14 protein-coding genes are annotated in these 15,859 nt (G+C 72.6%); 12 read left to right on the top strand and 2 right to left on the bottom strand.

Features of this window, described 5'->3' with window-relative positions:
* Positions 1-501: 501 nt before the first annotated feature.
* A complete protein-coding gene (locus tag ACWDXC_RS16040) occupies positions 502-2,010 on the bottom strand; it encodes a PQQ-dependent sugar dehydrogenase (protein WP_449982149.1) in 1,509 nt (502 codons plus the stop codon).
* 265 nt (positions 2,011-2,275) lie between these two features.
* On the opposite strand from ACWDXC_RS16040, the gene ACWDXC_RS16035 reads away from it, so the two are divergent.
* The 12 genes from ACWDXC_RS16035 to ACWDXC_RS15980 all read left to right on the top strand — a co-directional run bounded on the left by ACWDXC_RS16035 (position 2,276) and on the right by ACWDXC_RS15980 (position 14,711).
* Positions 2,276-2,731, top strand: coding sequence for an NUDIX hydrolase (locus ACWDXC_RS16035; protein ID WP_449982146.1), 456 nt, complete (start codon positions 2,276-2,278; stop codon positions 2,729-2,731).
* 54 nt (positions 2,732-2,785) lie between these two features.
* A complete protein-coding gene (locus tag ACWDXC_RS16030; protein ID WP_449982143.1) occupies positions 2,786-3,394 on the top strand; it encodes a TetR/AcrR family transcriptional regulator in 609 nt (202 codons plus the stop codon).
* The gene (locus ACWDXC_RS16025) at positions 3,391-4,140 is read left to right on the top strand and encodes an ABC transporter ATP-binding protein (RefSeq protein WP_449982141.1); all 750 of its coding nucleotides are present in this window, start codon (positions 3,391-3,393) and stop codon (positions 4,138-4,140) included. The genes ACWDXC_RS16030 and ACWDXC_RS16025 overlap by 4 nt, the downstream gene beginning before the upstream one ends.
* Positions 4,131-5,903 carry a hypothetical protein gene (locus ACWDXC_RS16020; protein WP_449982138.1) on the top strand — a complete coding sequence of 591 codons (1,773 nt, stop codon included), beginning with the start codon at positions 4,131-4,133 and terminating at the stop codon, positions 5,901-5,903. The genes ACWDXC_RS16025 and ACWDXC_RS16020 overlap by 10 nt, the downstream gene beginning before the upstream one ends.
* Positions 5,896-6,579, top strand: coding sequence for a GntR family transcriptional regulator (locus tag ACWDXC_RS16015; RefSeq protein ID WP_449982135.1), 684 nt, complete (start codon positions 5,896-5,898; stop codon positions 6,577-6,579). The genes ACWDXC_RS16020 and ACWDXC_RS16015 overlap by 8 nt, the downstream gene beginning before the upstream one ends.
* Before the next feature lie 197 nt (positions 6,580-6,776).
* Positions 6,777-8,288, top strand: a complete 1,512-nt coding sequence (locus ACWDXC_RS16010; protein WP_449982132.1) for an ABC transporter substrate-binding protein — start codon at positions 6,777-6,779, stop codon at positions 8,286-8,288.
* Entirely contained in the window at positions 8,288-9,247 is a 960-nt protein-coding gene (locus ACWDXC_RS16005) for an ABC transporter permease (protein WP_449982129.1), read from the top strand. Before ACWDXC_RS16010 ends, ACWDXC_RS16005 begins: the two co-directional genes overlap by 1 nt.
* Entirely contained in the window at positions 9,240-10,115 is an 876-nt protein-coding gene (locus ACWDXC_RS16000; RefSeq protein WP_219503245.1) for an ABC transporter permease, read from the top strand. Before ACWDXC_RS16005 ends, ACWDXC_RS16000 begins: the two co-directional genes overlap by 8 nt.
* Entirely contained in the window at positions 10,112-11,077 is a 966-nt protein-coding gene (locus ACWDXC_RS15995; RefSeq protein ID WP_449982126.1) for an ABC transporter ATP-binding protein, read from the top strand. The genes ACWDXC_RS16000 and ACWDXC_RS15995 overlap by 4 nt, the downstream gene beginning before the upstream one ends.
* The gene (locus tag ACWDXC_RS15990) at positions 11,074-12,051 is read left to right on the top strand and encodes an ABC transporter ATP-binding protein (protein WP_364175430.1); all 978 of its coding nucleotides are present in this window, start codon (positions 11,074-11,076) and stop codon (positions 12,049-12,051) included. The genes ACWDXC_RS15995 and ACWDXC_RS15990 overlap by 4 nt, the downstream gene beginning before the upstream one ends.
* A complete protein-coding gene (locus tag ACWDXC_RS15985) occupies positions 12,048-13,895 on the top strand; it encodes a gamma-glutamyltransferase family protein (RefSeq protein ID WP_449982123.1) in 1,848 nt (615 codons plus the stop codon). The genes ACWDXC_RS15990 and ACWDXC_RS15985 overlap by 4 nt, the downstream gene beginning before the upstream one ends.
* A 66-nt stretch (positions 13,896-13,961) precedes the next feature.
* A complete protein-coding gene (locus ACWDXC_RS15980; RefSeq protein ID WP_449982121.1) occupies positions 13,962-14,711 on the top strand; it encodes a sulfite exporter TauE/SafE family protein in 750 nt (249 codons plus the stop codon).
* 16 nt (positions 14,712-14,727) lie between these two features.
* Here the strand turns inward: ACWDXC_RS15980 and ACWDXC_RS15975 are convergent, their stop codons facing one another.
* Positions 14,728-15,813: a carboxylate-amine ligase gene (locus tag ACWDXC_RS15975; protein ID WP_449982119.1), complete on the bottom strand. Its 1,086-nt coding sequence runs from the start codon at positions 15,811-15,813 to the stop codon at positions 14,728-14,730.
* Positions 15,814-15,859 lie beyond the last annotated feature (46 nt).

Raw genomic sequence — 15,859 nt, 5'->3', positions numbered from 1 at the left:
CGGGGTGGCGGGCCGCACGGGGTGGCGGGCCGCACGGGGTGGCGGGCCGCACGGGGTGGCGGGCCGCACGGGGTGACGGGCCGCACGGGGTGACGGCCGCTCACTGGGGGCGGCGCATAGGTGACGGGACCAGCGGGGTTGCGGCACGCAAGGTAGTGGGGGCAGGCGGCGGGGTGGTGGGCACGCCCCCGGAGGGCGGTATGTCCGGAGGTCGGGGCGTGCCCGAAGGTGGGGCGCGCCTGGTGGCGATGGCACGCCGAGGTCGCGGCACGCCCGCACGGGTGGCACGGCTGGAGACGGCGCACGCCCGGGGCGGTGGTGGCACGTCCGGACATGGCGGCATGTCCGGAGGTGGGAGGCGTGCCCGGACGTGGGGGCCTCACCGGCGCCCCGGTCTCGGGGCTGGGCGCCGGTGAGGTGAGGGGCTTCGTTGGGCTGAAGGTGCGGGACTCCGTTGGGCCGGGGGCGCTCCGTTGGGTCGGGGGCGGGACTTCGTGGGGGTTAGGGGGTGATTGTGCAGGGGGTGTTGTTGAGGGTGAAGCGGGTGGGCAGGGAGGGGTCGCCGGTGTGGCCGGCCAGATAGCCCAGGGTGACGGTGGCGCCGGGGGCGATGGTGCGGTTGTGCGGGGCGTTGACGGCTTGGACGATGTCGCCGCCCTGGGTGAGGGTGGTGTTCCAGTCGGAGATGATCTTCTGGCCGGGGGTGAGGGGGAAGGTGAGGGTCCAGCCGTCGACCGGGGTGTCGGCGAGGTTGGTGATGGTGAGGTCGACGGTCATGCCGGTGCCCCAGACCTGGGTGACGGGCTTGATGGCGCAGGTGGGCTCGGCGCGTTCGAAGGCGACGCGGTGCAGGCCGCCGGGGAGGTCGTTGACGACGTAGAGCTCGCCTTGGGGGGTGCTGCCGAAGGCGGTGACCTGGGTGGGCATCTCGCCGATCTCGGCCTGGTCGTAGCCGCCGGCGCCGTCCTCGCGCAGGGCCCACACGGTGGAGGAGCAGTAGTCGGTGGCGATGTAGGTGCCGCCGACGAGGTCGGCGTACTGGCGGCCGCGGTAGACCTGGCCGCCGATGACGGCGCAGCCGCCGGTGTAGGGCGAGTAGGTGAAGATCGGCTGGGTGTACTGGGCGTCGGGGCGGCACTGGGTCTCGTCGAAGACTTCGAGGCCCTCGTAGCAGGACCAGCCGAGGTTGGCGCCGGCCTGGTGCCCGGGTTTGACGTGGTTGATCTCCTCCCAGCGGCCCTGGCCGACGTCGGCGATCCACAGGGAGCCGTCTGCGTGGTCGACGGAGAAGCGCCAGGGGTTGCGGCCCCCGTACATCCAGATCTCGGGCCGGGCGCCCGGGACGCCGGTGAAGGGGTTGTCGTCGGGGACGCAGTAGGGCAGGTCGCCGCAGGTCCGGCTGACGTCGATGCGGAGGATCTTGCCGAGGAGGGTGTCGAGGCGCTGCCCGGAGTCGAAGGGGTCGCCGGCGCCGCCGCCGTCGCCGATGCTCCAGTAGAGGTGGCCGTCGGTGCCGAAGGTGAGCTGGCCGCCGTTGTGGTTGCTGTGTTCGGCGTGTTCCTGGGCGAGGAGGGGTTCGAGGCGGGCCTCGTCGAGCCGGTAGCGGGCGAGGGTGACGGCGCCGTCGGGGAGCGCGGTGTAGGCGAGGTACAGGTCCTGGCTCTGGGGGAAGTCGGGGGCGGGGGCGATGCCGAGCAGGCCGCGTTCGTTGCCGGATTCGTCGACGGAGGCGGTGATGTCGATGATCGGGGTCTGGGCGAGGCCGGTGTCCGGGTGGTAGACGCGTACGGTGCCGCGTTTCTCGGTGATGAGGAGCCGGTCGGTCCCGTCGTCGGGGGCGGCGATGGCGGTGGGGCGGCGCAGCCCGAAGGCGACCTGGGTGGTGGTCGCGCGGATCTCTTCCAGGGGTGGAGGGGTGGCCTCGGCCGCGGCGGCCGGGGTGACCGGGGTGAAGGGGGCGAGCAGGGACAGGGCGAGCAGGGCGGGGGCTGCCCAGCGTCGTGCTGGCATGCGGGCTCCAGAGGCGGGGCTTCGTCCGGGGTCCGGGGGGTTCTCCGGGACCGGGGCGCGGCGGGCATGCGGCGCGCCCGGCCGGACGGTACCGGCGGGGCGGCCGTCCGGCCAGCGCTCGGGGGCCGGGTGGGGCCGTGGTGGACGGCTTCCATGTCGCTGACCTGGGGCGCTTGGGACCTGGACGGATGAAACGTACATGGCCGTCGCGTGGCGTCCGTGATCGCTACGCTGCTCGTAACGGGACGTGGTCAGGAGGACGCCGGTGAAGAAGCTGATGGCCCGGCTCTGGCGTCGCATCAGCGGGCCGGTGCAGTGGCGGTTGCTCTATCTGTCGCAGGCCAAGTTCGTCGTCGGGGTGACCGGCGTGGTGCGTGACCTCGACGGGAACGTGCTGCTGCTGCGGCACCGGTTCTGGCCGGAGGGGCGGCAGTGGGGTCTGCCGACGGGCGGGGCGAAGCGGGGCGAGACGTTCGAGCAGACGGTGGTCCGCGAGGTCATGGAGGAGACCGGCCTGGAGGTGAAGGTCGGCGAGGTGGTGCGGGTGGGCAGCGGGTTCCGGCTCCGGGTCGAGATCGCCTACGCGGCCCGTCACGTGGGCGGGGGGACGATGCGGCTGAACTCGCTGGAGATCCTGGAGGCCCGCTGGTGCGCTCCGGACGATCTTCCTGAGGGTGTGCTGGAGTCGCACCGGCTGCTGATCGAGTCGTCGCTCCCGTAGACCGGGAGAACATGCGGCTTCCCAGAATCTGAACGGCCGTTTAAAGTTTTGACCGTGCCGTCAGAAGGCCGGTCGTTCATCGAGGAAGCACGGCGGGCGCAGATCATCGAGTGCGCGATCGACGTGCTCGCCTCGGAGGGGTACGCGCGGGCGTCGATGGCCAGGATCGCGCAGCGGGCGGGCATCAGCACCGGCGTGATCTCCTACCACTTCGGCGGCAAGCGGCAGCTTCTGGAGGCGGTCGTGAGCGCGGTCGCCAAGGTGGCGACGGACCTGATGGTGCCGCGCATCCTGGCGCAGCCCACGGCCACGGACATGTTGCGGGTCTACTTCGAGAGCAATCTCGACTTCATGCGCCTGCACCGCAAGCCGCTGCTGGCGCTGGTGGAGATCGTCACGTACAACCGGGGCGAGGACGATCGCGGGCCGGGCCCGTACGCGAAGCAGCACGAGACGGCGATCGACGACGTGGTCAAGCTGCTCGAGCGGGGCAAGTCGACCGGGGAGTTCCGCGACTTCGACTCGCGGAGCATGGCGATCGCGATCCGCGGCGCCGTCGACGCGGTGCCGGCGCGCCTGCTTCACGATCCGGAGCTCGATCTGGACGGGCTCGCGAGCGAGTTCGTCACTCTTTTCACGCTTGCCACGAGGAGGCAGCCATGACAGCGGCGCTGGACATCGCCGGTCTGACGAAGTCGTTCGGCGAGAAGGTCGCGGTGGATCACGTCGAGCTGACGGTTCCGCAGGGATCGTTCTACGGGCTCGTCGGGCAGAACGGCGCGGGAAAGACCACCACGCTCTCGATGGCGGTGGGGTTACTCCGGCCCGACGGCGGGAGCGCGCGGATCTTCGGCGCGGACGTGTGGGCGGACCCGTCGGGGGCGAAACGGCTGGTGGGGGTGCTGCCCGACGGCCTGGCCATGCCGGAGCGGCTGACCGGGCGGGAGGTGCTCACCTATCTGGGGCTGCTGCGCGGGCTGGAGAAGGACGTGGTGGCGGCGCGGGCCGAGGAGCTGCTGTCGGTGCTGGAGCTCGACGGGGCGGAGAAGACGCTCGTGGTCGAGTACTCGACGGGCATGCGCAAGAAGATCGGCCTGGCGACGGCGCTGCTGCACGGGCCGAAGCTGCTGGTGCTGGACGAGCCGTTCGAGGCGGTGGACCCGGTGTCGGCGGCGACGATCAAGACGATCCTGCGCGGGTTCGTGGCGAGCGGCGGCTCGATCGTGCTGTCCAGTCACGTGATGGCGCTGGTGGAGCAGCTGTGCGACCACGTGGCGGTGATCGACGGGGGCCGGGTGGCGGCGGCCGGGCCGCTCAAGGACGTGCGCGGCGACGCGACGCTGGAGGACAGGTTCGTGGAGCTGGTCGGCTCGGCCTCCACCGGCACGAAGGGGCTGTCGTGGCTGTAGCGGTGACGCTGGTGCGGATGAAGGTGGCGATCCTGCGCCATTCGCTGACCGGCCAGCGGGGGACGATGGCGGTCTCGGCGGGTTCGGTGGGCGCGCTGCTCGCGGCCGGCACGATCTATCTGGCGTTCCTCGACGGTGACTGGCTGGCGGCCGCGTTCGCGGTGTGGATGCTGGGCTGGATCATCGGCCCGGTCTTCTCCGGCGGCGGTGACGAGACGCTGCGGCCGGAGTTCTTCTCGCTGCTGGGGCTGCCGCCGCACCGGCTGGCGGCGGGGCTGCTGGTGTCGGCGTTCGTCGGGGTGGCGCCGGCGGTCAGCCTGCTGGCTCTGACGGGGCTGGTGGTGCTCGGCGTCCGGGAGGGGGCCGGGCCGGCGCTGGTGGCTGTGCCGGCGATGGTGCTGCAGCTGGCCGTGTTCGTGCTGCTGTCGCGGGTCGCGGTGGGGGTGCTGGGCATCGCGTTGCGCTCGCGGGTGGGGGCGATCGGCGCGGGGCTGGTCAACGGGGCGATCCTGGCGTTCCTGGGGCAGGGCTGGGTGTTCGCGGTCGCGCTCGGGCAGGCCGAGGGCATCCCGCCGATCGTGCGTTACCTGCCGTCCGGGTGGGGGGTGCTGGCCGTCCAGGGCGACTATCTGGCGCTGGCGGCGATGGCGGTGCTGATCGCGCTGCTGCTGGGCGCGTGGGCGGCGCTGCTGTCGAGGCGGGCCGGGGCGGAGCGGGCGTCGACGCGGGGTCGCAGGCCGATGCGGGCGGCCACGGCGCTGGACGCGGTGCTGGCCAAGGAGCTGCGGACGTGGTCGCGGGACCTGGTGCGCACCCATCAGCTCACGTTCGCGCTGGCCTACGGCGTGTTCTTCGCGGCGGCGCCGCTGGTGCTGGGGTGGACCGGGATGCTGCCGTGGGCGGCGCCGATCTTCATCGTGATGGCGGCGGCGATGACGGCCAACCTCTACGGCGCCGACGGCACCGCGCTCTGGCTGTCGGTGATGACGCCGGGCTCGTCGGACGTGCGCGGCAGGCAGCTGGCGTGGCTGGTGACGGTGACGCCGGTCGCGGTGCTGCTGGTGGTGGCGCTGACGGCGGTCAACGGCGGCCCGTGGCCGATGATCGTGGCGCTGTCGGTGGCGTTGCTCGGCGGCGGCGCGGGGCTGGTGCCGCTGGTGTCGGTGTACGCGCTGGTGCCGGGCACCGATCCGCAGAAGCGCGGCGGCAACCCGCTGCGCACGAGCGAGGACGACGGGGCGCTGACCGGGCTGGCGTACCTGATGATGGTGCTTGTGGCGGCGTCCGGGGTGCCGGCGGGCGTGGCGGCGGCGCTGTGGGGCTGGCCGGGCGTGGCGGTGGGGGCGGCGACCGGGGCGGCGTGCCTGTGGTGGTTCGGCGCGCTGGCCGAGCGGCGGCTCGCGGCGCAGGGGCCGGAGCTGCTGCACATGATGCGCACCGGCCGCCGGCCCGCCGCCGCCGGGGGAAAGGCGTCGTCGGCGTTCGCGCTGCCCGAAATGCCGAAGGTCCAGCGGGCGGTGGTGATCACGTGTGTGTCGCTGGGGGCGATCCCGCTCATCCCGCAGGGCATCCTGGCGGCGATGTTCGTGGCCAACGGGCAGCTCGGGCACAGCTGGTTCCTGGCCACGCACATGGCGCCGGGGCTGCGCTACCCGACGGCGGCCGTGATGATCGCGCTGGGGCTGGCGATGTACGGGACCGGGCTCGGGATCATGTACAAGTACAAGAAGAAGGTTGTATACGATAAATCACCTAATGTCTGATGTATCCCTCGGCGCAACCCACCGGACCCTGCGCGACGAGGTCACCGCAGAGCTTCGCCGGCGCATCGTGTCCGGCGAGTTCGGGCAGGGCGAGCGGCTGGTCGAGGACCGGCTGGCCGCCCTGCTCGGGGTCTCGCGCAACCCGGTGCGCGAGTCCATCCGGGTGCTGGCCGCCGAGGGATTCGTCCAGGTCGTCCCGCGGTGCGGGGCGACCGTGGCGACGCTGTCGGCCGAGGAGGGCGACGAGCTCTTCGACGTGCGGATGGCCGTCGAGGGGCTGGCGGCGCGGCTGGCGGCCCGCAAGCGCACGCCGGCGTCGGCCGAGCGGTTGCGCCGGGTGCTCGAGGAGGCCAGGCAGGCCGTGGACGAGGGCCGGCTGGACGCGGTGGCCGATCTCAACACCGCCTTTCACCTGGCCGTGGGCGAGGCGGCGGGCAACTCCTACCTCAACCTGATGATGACGCCGATGCTCCAGCGGGCGCAGTGGGTGTTCAGCCAGACGGCGGCGGCGCGCGGCCCGCACTCGTGGTCGGAGCATCTGAGCCTGTACGAGGCGATCGCGGCGGGTGACGAGGACGAGGCCCAGGCCAGGGCGGTGGCGCACGTGGCGGCCGCCAGGCGGTCGTTCCTGACGGCCGTCGGGCGGACTAACAGGACAAAGCACGCAATCAATTAGAAAACACTCAGGTAACAACCGCTCTTAACAGCGTGCAATTGCAATGTTAGGTCTTGTATACAGTGTCCGAACTGCCCGTTCCCCTCGGAGGCACCATGAGACCGTCCCCCAGAATCGTCGCGGCACTCGCCGTGCTGCCCCTCGCACTGACAGCGTGCGGCGGAGGCGGTTCCAGCGGTCCGTCGGCTGCTCCCTCCGTGGCCGACGCCTCGGCGGACAACCGGGCCGTGAAGAGCGGCGGCACGCTGAACGTGGCGCTCAACGCCGACCCCGACGCCCTCGACCCGAGCACCTCCACCACGCTCGTCGGCCGCGAGGTCTTCGCCAACATGTGCGAGAAGCTGTACGACATCGACGCCGCGTCCGAGCTGGTCCCCCAGCTCGCCGCCGCCCTCCCGGAGGTCTCCGAGGACGGCAAGGAAGTCACGATCAAGCTGCGTGAAGGCGTGAAGTTCAACGACGGCACGCCCTTCGACGCCGAGGCGGTCAAGAAGTCGCTGGACCGGCACCGTACCTGGGAGAAGTCCTCCCGCCAGGCCGACCTGGAGGCCATCGCCGAGGTCGAGGTCGTCGACGCGGCCACCGTGAAGCTCACGCTGAAGCGCGCGTTCACGCCGCTGACCGCGCAGCTCGCCGACCGGGCCGGGATGATCATGTCGCCGAAGGCGCTCGACGGCGCGGGCGACAACTTCGGCGCCTCCCCCGTGTGCGTCGGGCCGTTCAAGTTCTCCGCCCGGACCTCGGGCAGCCAGATCGTGCTGGACAAGGCGCCGGACTACTACGACGCCGCCAAGGTCAAGCTCGACAAGCTCGTATACAAAATCATCGTGGACCCGAACGTGCGGGCCGCCAACCTCAAGTCCGGCGACGTCCAGGTGGCCGACCAGCTCGCCACCACCACCGTCGCGGGCGTGCAGGCCGACCCGAACCTGAAGGTCGTCTCCGGCGGCGGCCTCGGCTACTACGGCCTGCAGATCAACGTCGGCAACGCCACCGGCTCCACCGAGAAGGCCGGCCCCGTCGACAGCCCGCTGGCCAAGAGCCCCGAGCTGCGCGAGGCGTTCGAGCTGGCCCTGGACCGCGAGCAGATCAACAAGACCGTCTACAACGGGCTGCACGAGGTCGACTGCTTCCCGGTGCCCGTCGACAGCGCCTACCGCACCCCCGACCTGCAGTGCCCCAAGCGCGACCTGGCCAAGGCCAAGCAGCTCGTCCAGGCGTCCGGCGTGCCGACGCCCGTCCCGGTCAAGCTCACCTCACCCAACGACGCCACCAACCAGCGGCTCGCGCAGGTCGTCCAGCAGATGACCAAGGAGGCCGGGTTCGCCGTCACGGTGGAGACCGCCGAGTTCGTCAGCACCCTGGAGCAGGGCAAGTCCGGCGACTTCCAGGCCATGCTGAGCGGCTGGTCCGGCCGCGTCGACCCGGACGGCAACCTGACGAACCTGGTCACCAGCCAGGGCAGCAACAACTTCGCCGGCATGGCCGACCCGGGCATCGACGAGCCGATCAAGCAGGCGGCGGCCACCCAGGACACCGCCGAGCGCGCCGAGCTCTACAGCAAGGCCATGAAGCGGGCCGCCGAGCTGCGCGGCGTCGTGTACCTGTACCACAACAAGTACTACCTGGGCATGAGCAAGAACGTCGCCGGCGTCCAGTACTTCAAGGACGGCCTGCCCCGCTTCGCCACCGCCGGGTTCGTCGCCTGATGCTCTGGTTCATCCTTCGGCGCTGCGGCTCGGCGGTGATCGTGCTGTTCGTGGCCAGCGTCCTGATCTTCCTGGGGGTCAGGGCGCTGCCCGGCGACCCGGCCGTGGTCATGGCCGGCGAGGAGGCCTCGCCCGCCGTGGTCGAGGCCATCCGGCACGAGTTCGGCCTGGACAAGCCGCTGCCCGCCCAGTACGTCGACTACGTGGCCCAGACGCTGTCGGGCAACCTCGGCCGGTCCACCCAGGACCAGATCCCGGTGGCCGACATCCTCGCCGAGCGGCTGCCGGTGACGCTGGAGTTGTCCGCGCTGGCCATGCTGGTGGCGATCGTCGTGGGCGTCGGCTCGGGCATCGTGGCCTCGGTGCGGCGCGGCAAGCTCGCCGACTACGTGGCGACCGGGTTCGGCCTGGCCGGGCTGTCGGTGCCGCACTTCTGGCTGGGGCTGCTCGGCATCCTGCTGTTCGCGGTGACGCTGCGCTGGCTGCCCGCCTCGGGGTACGTGCCGTTCACCGAGGACCCGGGGCAGAACCTGCAACGCATGCTGCTCCCCGCGCTGGTGCTGGGCACCGGGTTCGCGGCGATCCTCATGCGGCAGACCCGCTCGGCGATGCTGGGCGCGCTGTCGGCCGACTACGTGCGCACCGCCCGGTCCAAGGGCCTGGCGGAGGCCAAGGTGGTGGGCGCGCACGCGCTGCGCAACAGCCTGACGACCGTGGTGACCGTGCTCGGCCTGCAGCTCGGCGCGCTCATCAGCGGCGCGGTGGTGACCGAGCAGATCTTCGTCATCCCGGGCTTCGGCAAGCTGACCGTGGACGCGGTGCTCACCCGCAACTACCCGGTCATCCAGGCGGTGGTGCTGGTCACGGTGATCGGCTACGTGGTGGTCAACCTGCTGGTCGACATCGCCTACGCCTACCTGAACCCGCGCATCCGGCTCTCGGGAGGCGGTCATGGCTGAGACGCTGGCCGTACCCGTGAGGTCGGGCCGGGCCGACCGGCGGCGCAGGCTGTGGCGGCGCTTCCGGCGGCGGCCGATGCCGATGGCGGGCCTGGTGCTGGTGGCGGCGTTCCTGCTGCTGGCGCTGGCCGGGCCGCTGGTGACGGGCGATCCGTCGGCGCAGGACTACGCGGCGACGCTGGCTCCGCCGTCGGGCGCGCACCCGCTGGGCACCGACGACCTGGGCCGCGACGCGCTGGCCAGGATCGCGCACGGCGCGCAGGTGTCGCTCCAGGCGGGCGTGCTGTCGACGCTGCTGGCGATGGTGATCGGCATCCCGATCGGGCTGGTGGCCGGGTTCTACCGGCGCTGGCTGGACCCGGTCGTGATGCGGCTGGTGGACGTGACGCTGGCGTTCCCGTTCCTGGTGTTCGCGGTCGGCCTGGCGGCGATCATCGGGCCGTCGCTCAAGGGCGTGGTGCTCGCGCTGGGCTTCTCCCAGCTTCCGGCGATCATCCGGATCACCCGGGGCGAGGTGCTGGCGATCCGCGAGATGGACTACGTCGCCGCGGCCATCGCCGACGGCGCGGGCGACCGGCACATCCTGTTCCGGTACGTGCTGCCGAACTGCGCCAACCCGCTGATCGTGCAGGCCACGGTGGCGATCCCGGCGGCGATCATCGGCGAGTCGACGCTGTCGTTCCTGGGCCTGGGCGTGCAGCCGCCGACCCCGTCGTGGGGCGTCATGCTCACCACCGCCCAGCAGTACCTGGACGTCGCGCCCTGGCTGGCCATCTGGCCCGGCGTGATGATCGCGCTGGCCACGCTCGGCTTCAACCTGCTGGGCGACGGGCTGCGTGACGTGCTCGACCCGAGGAGCGGCAGATGAGCCTGCTGGAGATCACCGACCTGGCCGTGCACTTCGACACCGAGGACGGCCTGGTCCAGGCGGTCAGGGACATCTCACTCACGCTGGAGGAGGGCGAGATCCTGGCGCTGTGCGGCGAGTCGGGCTGCGGCAAGTCGGTCACCGCGATGTCGGTGCCCAGGCTGCTGCCGCCCGGCACGACGAAGCTCAGCGGCTCGATCAGGCTGGACGGCCGCGAGCTGACCACGCTGCCCGAGCCGGAGCTGCGCAAGGTGCGCGGCAAGGACGTGTCCGTCGTCTTCCAGGAGCCGATGACCTCGCTCAACCCGTCGTTCACGGTCGGCTACCAGATCGCCGAGGTCCTGCGCAGGCACGAGAAGCTGTCGCGCCGGGCCGCCATGGACCGCGCGGTCGAGCTGCTGGAGCTCGTCGGCATCCCGGCGCCGCGCCGCCGCGTCAAGGAGTATCCGCACCAGCTCTCCGGCGGCATGCGGCAGCGCGTGATGATCGCGATCGCGGTGGCGTGCTCACCGCGCGTGCTCATCGCCGACGAGCCGACGACCGCGCTGGACGTGACGATCCAGGCGGGCGTCCTGGACGTCTTCCGCGACCTGCGCGACCGGCTCGGCACCGCGATCATCCTGATCACGCACGACCTCGGCGTCGTCGCCGACATCGCCGACCGGGCCGTGGTCATGTACGCGGGCCGCGCCGTCGAGCAGGCGCCGGTGACCGAGCTGTTCGCCCGGCCCCGGCACCCGTACACGCTGGGCCTGATGCGGGCGCTGCCGTCGGCGGCGGTGAACGGGCGGCTGGCGGAGATCCCCGGCATGGTCCCCTCGCCGATGTCCGACCCGGACGAGTGCGCGTTCCGGGCGCGCTGCCCGCGCGCCCAGGACGACTGCGCCACCTCCAGGCCCCCTCTGGTACGGCAGGCGGCCGGCCACCTGGCGGCCTGCTTCCACCCTGGAGAGCAGCCATGACCGAACCCGTACTGAAGATCGACGACCTGGTCATGCACTATGGCCAGGTGCGCGCGGTGGACGGCCTGTCGCTGGAGATCGGCAAGGGCGAGGTGCTCGGCCTGGTCGGCGAGTCGGGCAGCGGCAAGTCCACCGTCGGCAAGTGCGTGCTGCGGCTGATCGAGCCCACGTCGGGCCGGATCAGCCTGAGCGGCACCGACATCACGCACCTGTCGCGGCGCTCGATGCGCCCGCTGCGCCGGGACGTGCACATGGTGTTCCAGGACCCGTTCTCGTCGCTGAACCCGCGCTTCACGATCGAGCAGATCGTCGGCGAGCCGCTGATCCACCACAAGGCGGTGGCCAGGCGGGAGGTGGGCCGCCGGGTCGCGCAGATGCTGGAGCAGGTGGGGCTGCGGCCGGAGATGGCCACCCGGTTCCCGCACGAGCTGTCGGGCGGGCAGCGGCAGCGGGTCGGGCTGGCCCGCGCGCTGATCCTCAACCCGAAGCTGGTCGTGGCCGACGAGCCGGTGTCGGCGCTGGACGTGTCGGTGCAGGCGTCGGTGCTCAACCTGATCACCGATCTGCAGCGGGAGCTGGGCTTCTCCTGCCTGTTCATCACGCACGACCTGTCGGTGGTGGAGTTCCTGGCCGACCGGATCGCGGTGATGTACCTGGGCAGGATCGTCGAGTCGGGGCCGACGGCGCGGCTGTTCGCCGAGCCGCGCCATCCGTACACGCAGGCGCTGCTGTCGGCGGCGCCGGTCGCCGACCCGGTCAGGCAGCGCGAGCGGCGGCGGATCGTGCTGGGCGGCGACGTGCCGAGCCCGGTGGACCCGCCGTCCGGCTGCCGCTTCCACACCCGGTGCCCGCTGGCGTTCGACGAGTGCCGCACCCGCGAGCCCGAGCTGGCCGACCCGCGCACGGGCGGCCACCCGGCCGCCTGCCACCTCGTCACGGCGGACCGCCTCCCCGACGCGGCCGCCGCCTCATGAAAGGACCGCACTTGTTCACCACGAGGCCCGAGCTGACGGGCGACTTCGGCATGGTGGCCAGCACGCACTGGCTCGCCTCCGCGACGGGCATGGGCGTGCTGGAGCGCGGCGGCAACGCGTTCGACGCGGCGGTGGCGGCCGGGTTCGTGCTGCAGGTGGCCGAGCCGCACCTGAACGGGCCGGCCGGCGAGGTGCCGATCCTGCTGTGGAGCGAGGCCGACCAGCGCGTGTCCACCGTGTGCGGGCAGGGCGTGGCCCCGGCCGCCGCGACCCTGGAGCGCTTCGCCGAGCTGGGCCTGGACGTGGTGCCGGGCACCGGGCTGCTCGCGGCCACGGTGCCGGGCGCGTTCGGCGGCTGGCTGCTCATGCTGGAGCGGTGGGGCACCTGGAAGCTGGCCGACGTGCTGGCCCCGGCGATCCACTACGCCGAGCGCGGGGTGCCGGTGCTGGAGCGGATCGCCACCACGATCGCCACCGTCAAGGAGCTGTTCACCGACGAGTGGACGACGTCGGCGGCCACCTGGCTGCCCGGCGGCGACGTGCCCGCGCCGGGCTCGAAGCTGGCCAACCCGGTGCTGGCCGCCACCTACCGGCGGATCGTGGCCGAGGCCGAGGCCGCGTCGGCCTCCCGCGAGGGTCAGCTCCAGGCCGCCCGCCGCGCCTGGTACGAGGGGTTCGTGGCGGAGGCGATCGCCGAGTTCAGCGCCACCACCTCCTGGCTGGACACCTCCGGCGAGCGGCACGGCGGCCTGCTCACCGGCGACGACCTGGCCTCCTGGTCGGCGTCGGTGGAGGAGCCGGTCACCTTCGACTACCACGGGCACACCGTGTGCAAGACCGGGCCGTGGGGCCAGGGGCCGGTGTTCCTGCAGCAGCTCGCGCTGCTGTCCGGGTACGACCTGACCGGCATGGGCGTGCTGAGCGCCGACTACGTGCACACCGTGACCGAGGCGGCCAAGCTGGCCTTCGCCGACCGCGAGGCCTGGTACGGCGACACCGACGTGCCCCTGGCCGACCTGCTGTCCGAGCCGTACAACGCCGGGCGGCGCGCGCTCATCGGCGACACCGCCAGCCTGGAGCTGCGGCCCGGCTCCCCCGGCGGGCGCGAGCCCCGGCTGCCGGTGCTGCCCCGGGCCGGCGCCGCCGGTCCGGCGCCCGGCGCGTCCGGGCGGCGGGCCGGGGTGGGCGAGCCCACCGTGAGCAGGCTCGTCGTCCCGGCCGAGGACACCGGCGACGAGGTCGTCAGCTCCGACGGCGCCGTGCGCGGCGACACCTGCCACGTCGACGTCGTCGACCGGCACGGCAACATGGTGTCGGCCACGCCGAGCGGCGGCTGGCTGCAGAGCTCGCCGGTCATCCCGTCGCTGGGCTTCGGCCTGGGCACCCGGGCGCAGATGTTCTGGCTGCAGGAGGGGCTGCCCGCCTCGCTGCGGCCGGGGGCGCGCCCGCGCACGACGCTTTCGCCGTCGTTCGCGCTGCGTGACGGCAGGCCGTGGCTGGCGTTCGGCACGCCGGGCGGCGACCAGCAGGACCAGTGGAGCGTCAACCTGTTCCTGGCGCTGGTCCACGGCGGCCTGAACCTCCAGGAGGCCATCGACGCCCCGACGTTCCACACCGAGCACTTCCCCAGCTCGTTCTTCCCGCGCGGCTCCCGGCCGGGGGTCGTGCACGTGGAGGAGCGGCTGGACCCGGCGGTCGTGGCGGAGCTGCGGCGGCGCGGGCACGAGGTCGAGGTGCAGGGGCCGTGGTCGCTCGGCCGCCTCAGCGCGGTGGCCCGTGACGGCGACTTCCTGAAGGCCGGCGCGAACCCGCGCGGCGCCCAGGGCTACGCGGTCGGCCGTTGACCGTTCCCTTCTCCACTGGTTCTCCCCGTTTCCCCCAGCAGCGGGATCCGCACGTAAGGAGTTCGCATGATCCCGCTGGGTGACGTCCTGTTCCTGGCCGGGGCCGGTCTGCTGGCCGGCGTGGTGAACGCGCTCGCCGGAGGCGGCACGCTGGTCTCGTTCCCGGCGCTGATGGCGCTCGGCTACCCGGGGGTGACCGCCACGGTGACGAACGCGGTGGCGCTGTGGCCCGGCTACCTCGGCGGGGCCTTCGGCTACCGCGCCGAGCTGCGCGGGCGGCGGCGCCGGGCGGCCGGGCTGGCGGCGGTGGCGGTGCTGGGCGCGGTAGCGGGCAGCGCGCTGCTGCTGAACACGCCGGGCGACACGTTCGAGGCGCTGGTGCCGTGGCTGGTGGCCTTCGCCAGCCTGGCGCTGCTGGCCCAGCCGTGGCTGCGCAAGCGGTTCGGCGGCGGCGACGGGGAGCGGCCCAGCAGGCTCGTGTACGCCGGGGTGTTCCTCGGCGGCTGCTACGGCGCGTACTTCAACGGCGGCATGGGCGTGCTGCTGCTGGCGGTGCTCGGCATGTTCCTGCACGACCACCTCCAGCGGGTCAACGCCGTGCGGGCGGTGCTGTCACTGGCGATCTGCACGGTTTCGGTGGTGGCGTTCGCGCTGTTCGGGCCGGTCGAGTGGGCGGCGGTGGCGGTCATCGCGCCGGCGAGCCTGGCGGGCGGCCTGCTGGGCACCCGCCTGGCCCGCCTCATGTCACCGGCGGTGCTGCGCGGCGTCGTGGTCGTCTTCGGGCTGGGCGTCGCGATGGCGCTCGCCCTGCGCTGACCCGTGCTGACCCCGGTCAGGCGACGGTGGCCTCGATGAGGTCGTCCACCACCTCCGCCAGGTCGTGGCCCCGGGCGTGCACCCGGCGCTGCCGCGCCGCCCCGGACCCCTTGCGGAGCAGCCGGTCCAGCCCCTCCTCGACGAACGGCAGGTCACCGGCCTCCGCCAGGGCGTGCCGTACGTGGTCGAGCAGGCGGCCGACCAGCACCGGGGCGGGCACGAGCGTGCCGTGCCGCACGTCCAGGCTGTCGCCCGCGAGCCCGTCGCGGGCGGCGCGCCAGTAGGCGGCGCGCAGCACCTCGCCGGGAACGGGCAGCCCGCGGTCGCCGCGCGCCACGGCGGCCAGCGACGTGACGACGAGGCCGCGGACCAGGCCGATGATGGTGAGGCTGTCGCTCACGTCGAGCGGCACGTCGGCGACGCGCACCTCGACCGTCGGCAGCTTGGGCGAGGGCCTGGCGTCCCAGAAGACCGTCTTCGGGTCCATCAGCGCCCCCGACTCCGCCAGCGCCCGCAGCGCCAGCTCGTAGTCGGCGAACGTCGGGAAGTACGGCGGCGCGCCCGACACCGGCCAGCGCCCCCACGAGATGACCCGCCAGGAGGCGTAGCCGGTGTCGCGGCCGACGAAGAACGGCGAGTTGGCGGCCAGCGCGATGAGGGTGGGCAGCCAGGGGCGCAGATGGTTGCCCACGTAGACGGCGTGCTCCTCGTCGGGCACGTCCACGTGCACGTGCAGGGCGCAGATGCTGATCTCGTCCTGTAACGCGCGGTAGAGGACGCGGCCCTGTTCGTAGCGCGCGTCCTCGGTCAGCGGCGGCGGCATGACGTTGCCGAGCACGGGGATGCCGCTGGCCACGACGGCCAGCCCGCACGAGCGGGCCGCCCCGGCCACCTCCTTGCGCGCGGCGCGCAGCTGTGTGCCCAGTTCGGTCAGGTCCGCGGACGGCGCTGTCCGGGCCTCCACCTGGAATCGGGTGATCTCGTGCGCCACGTCGAGCATGTCCGTGGCGGCGGCCAGCACGTCGGCCGCCCGGGGAGTGACGTGGCGGGTGCGGGGATCGACGACGAGGTACTCCTCCTCGATCCCGATCAACGGAACCATGCCCACACCTCGCAGGGGAAGTCAGGAGCCTCCTTACTGTTTGTGC

The organism is Nonomuraea sp. NPDC003214, from assembly GCF_053590035.1.
This window is presented reverse-complemented; position numbering and strand designations above follow the sequence as displayed.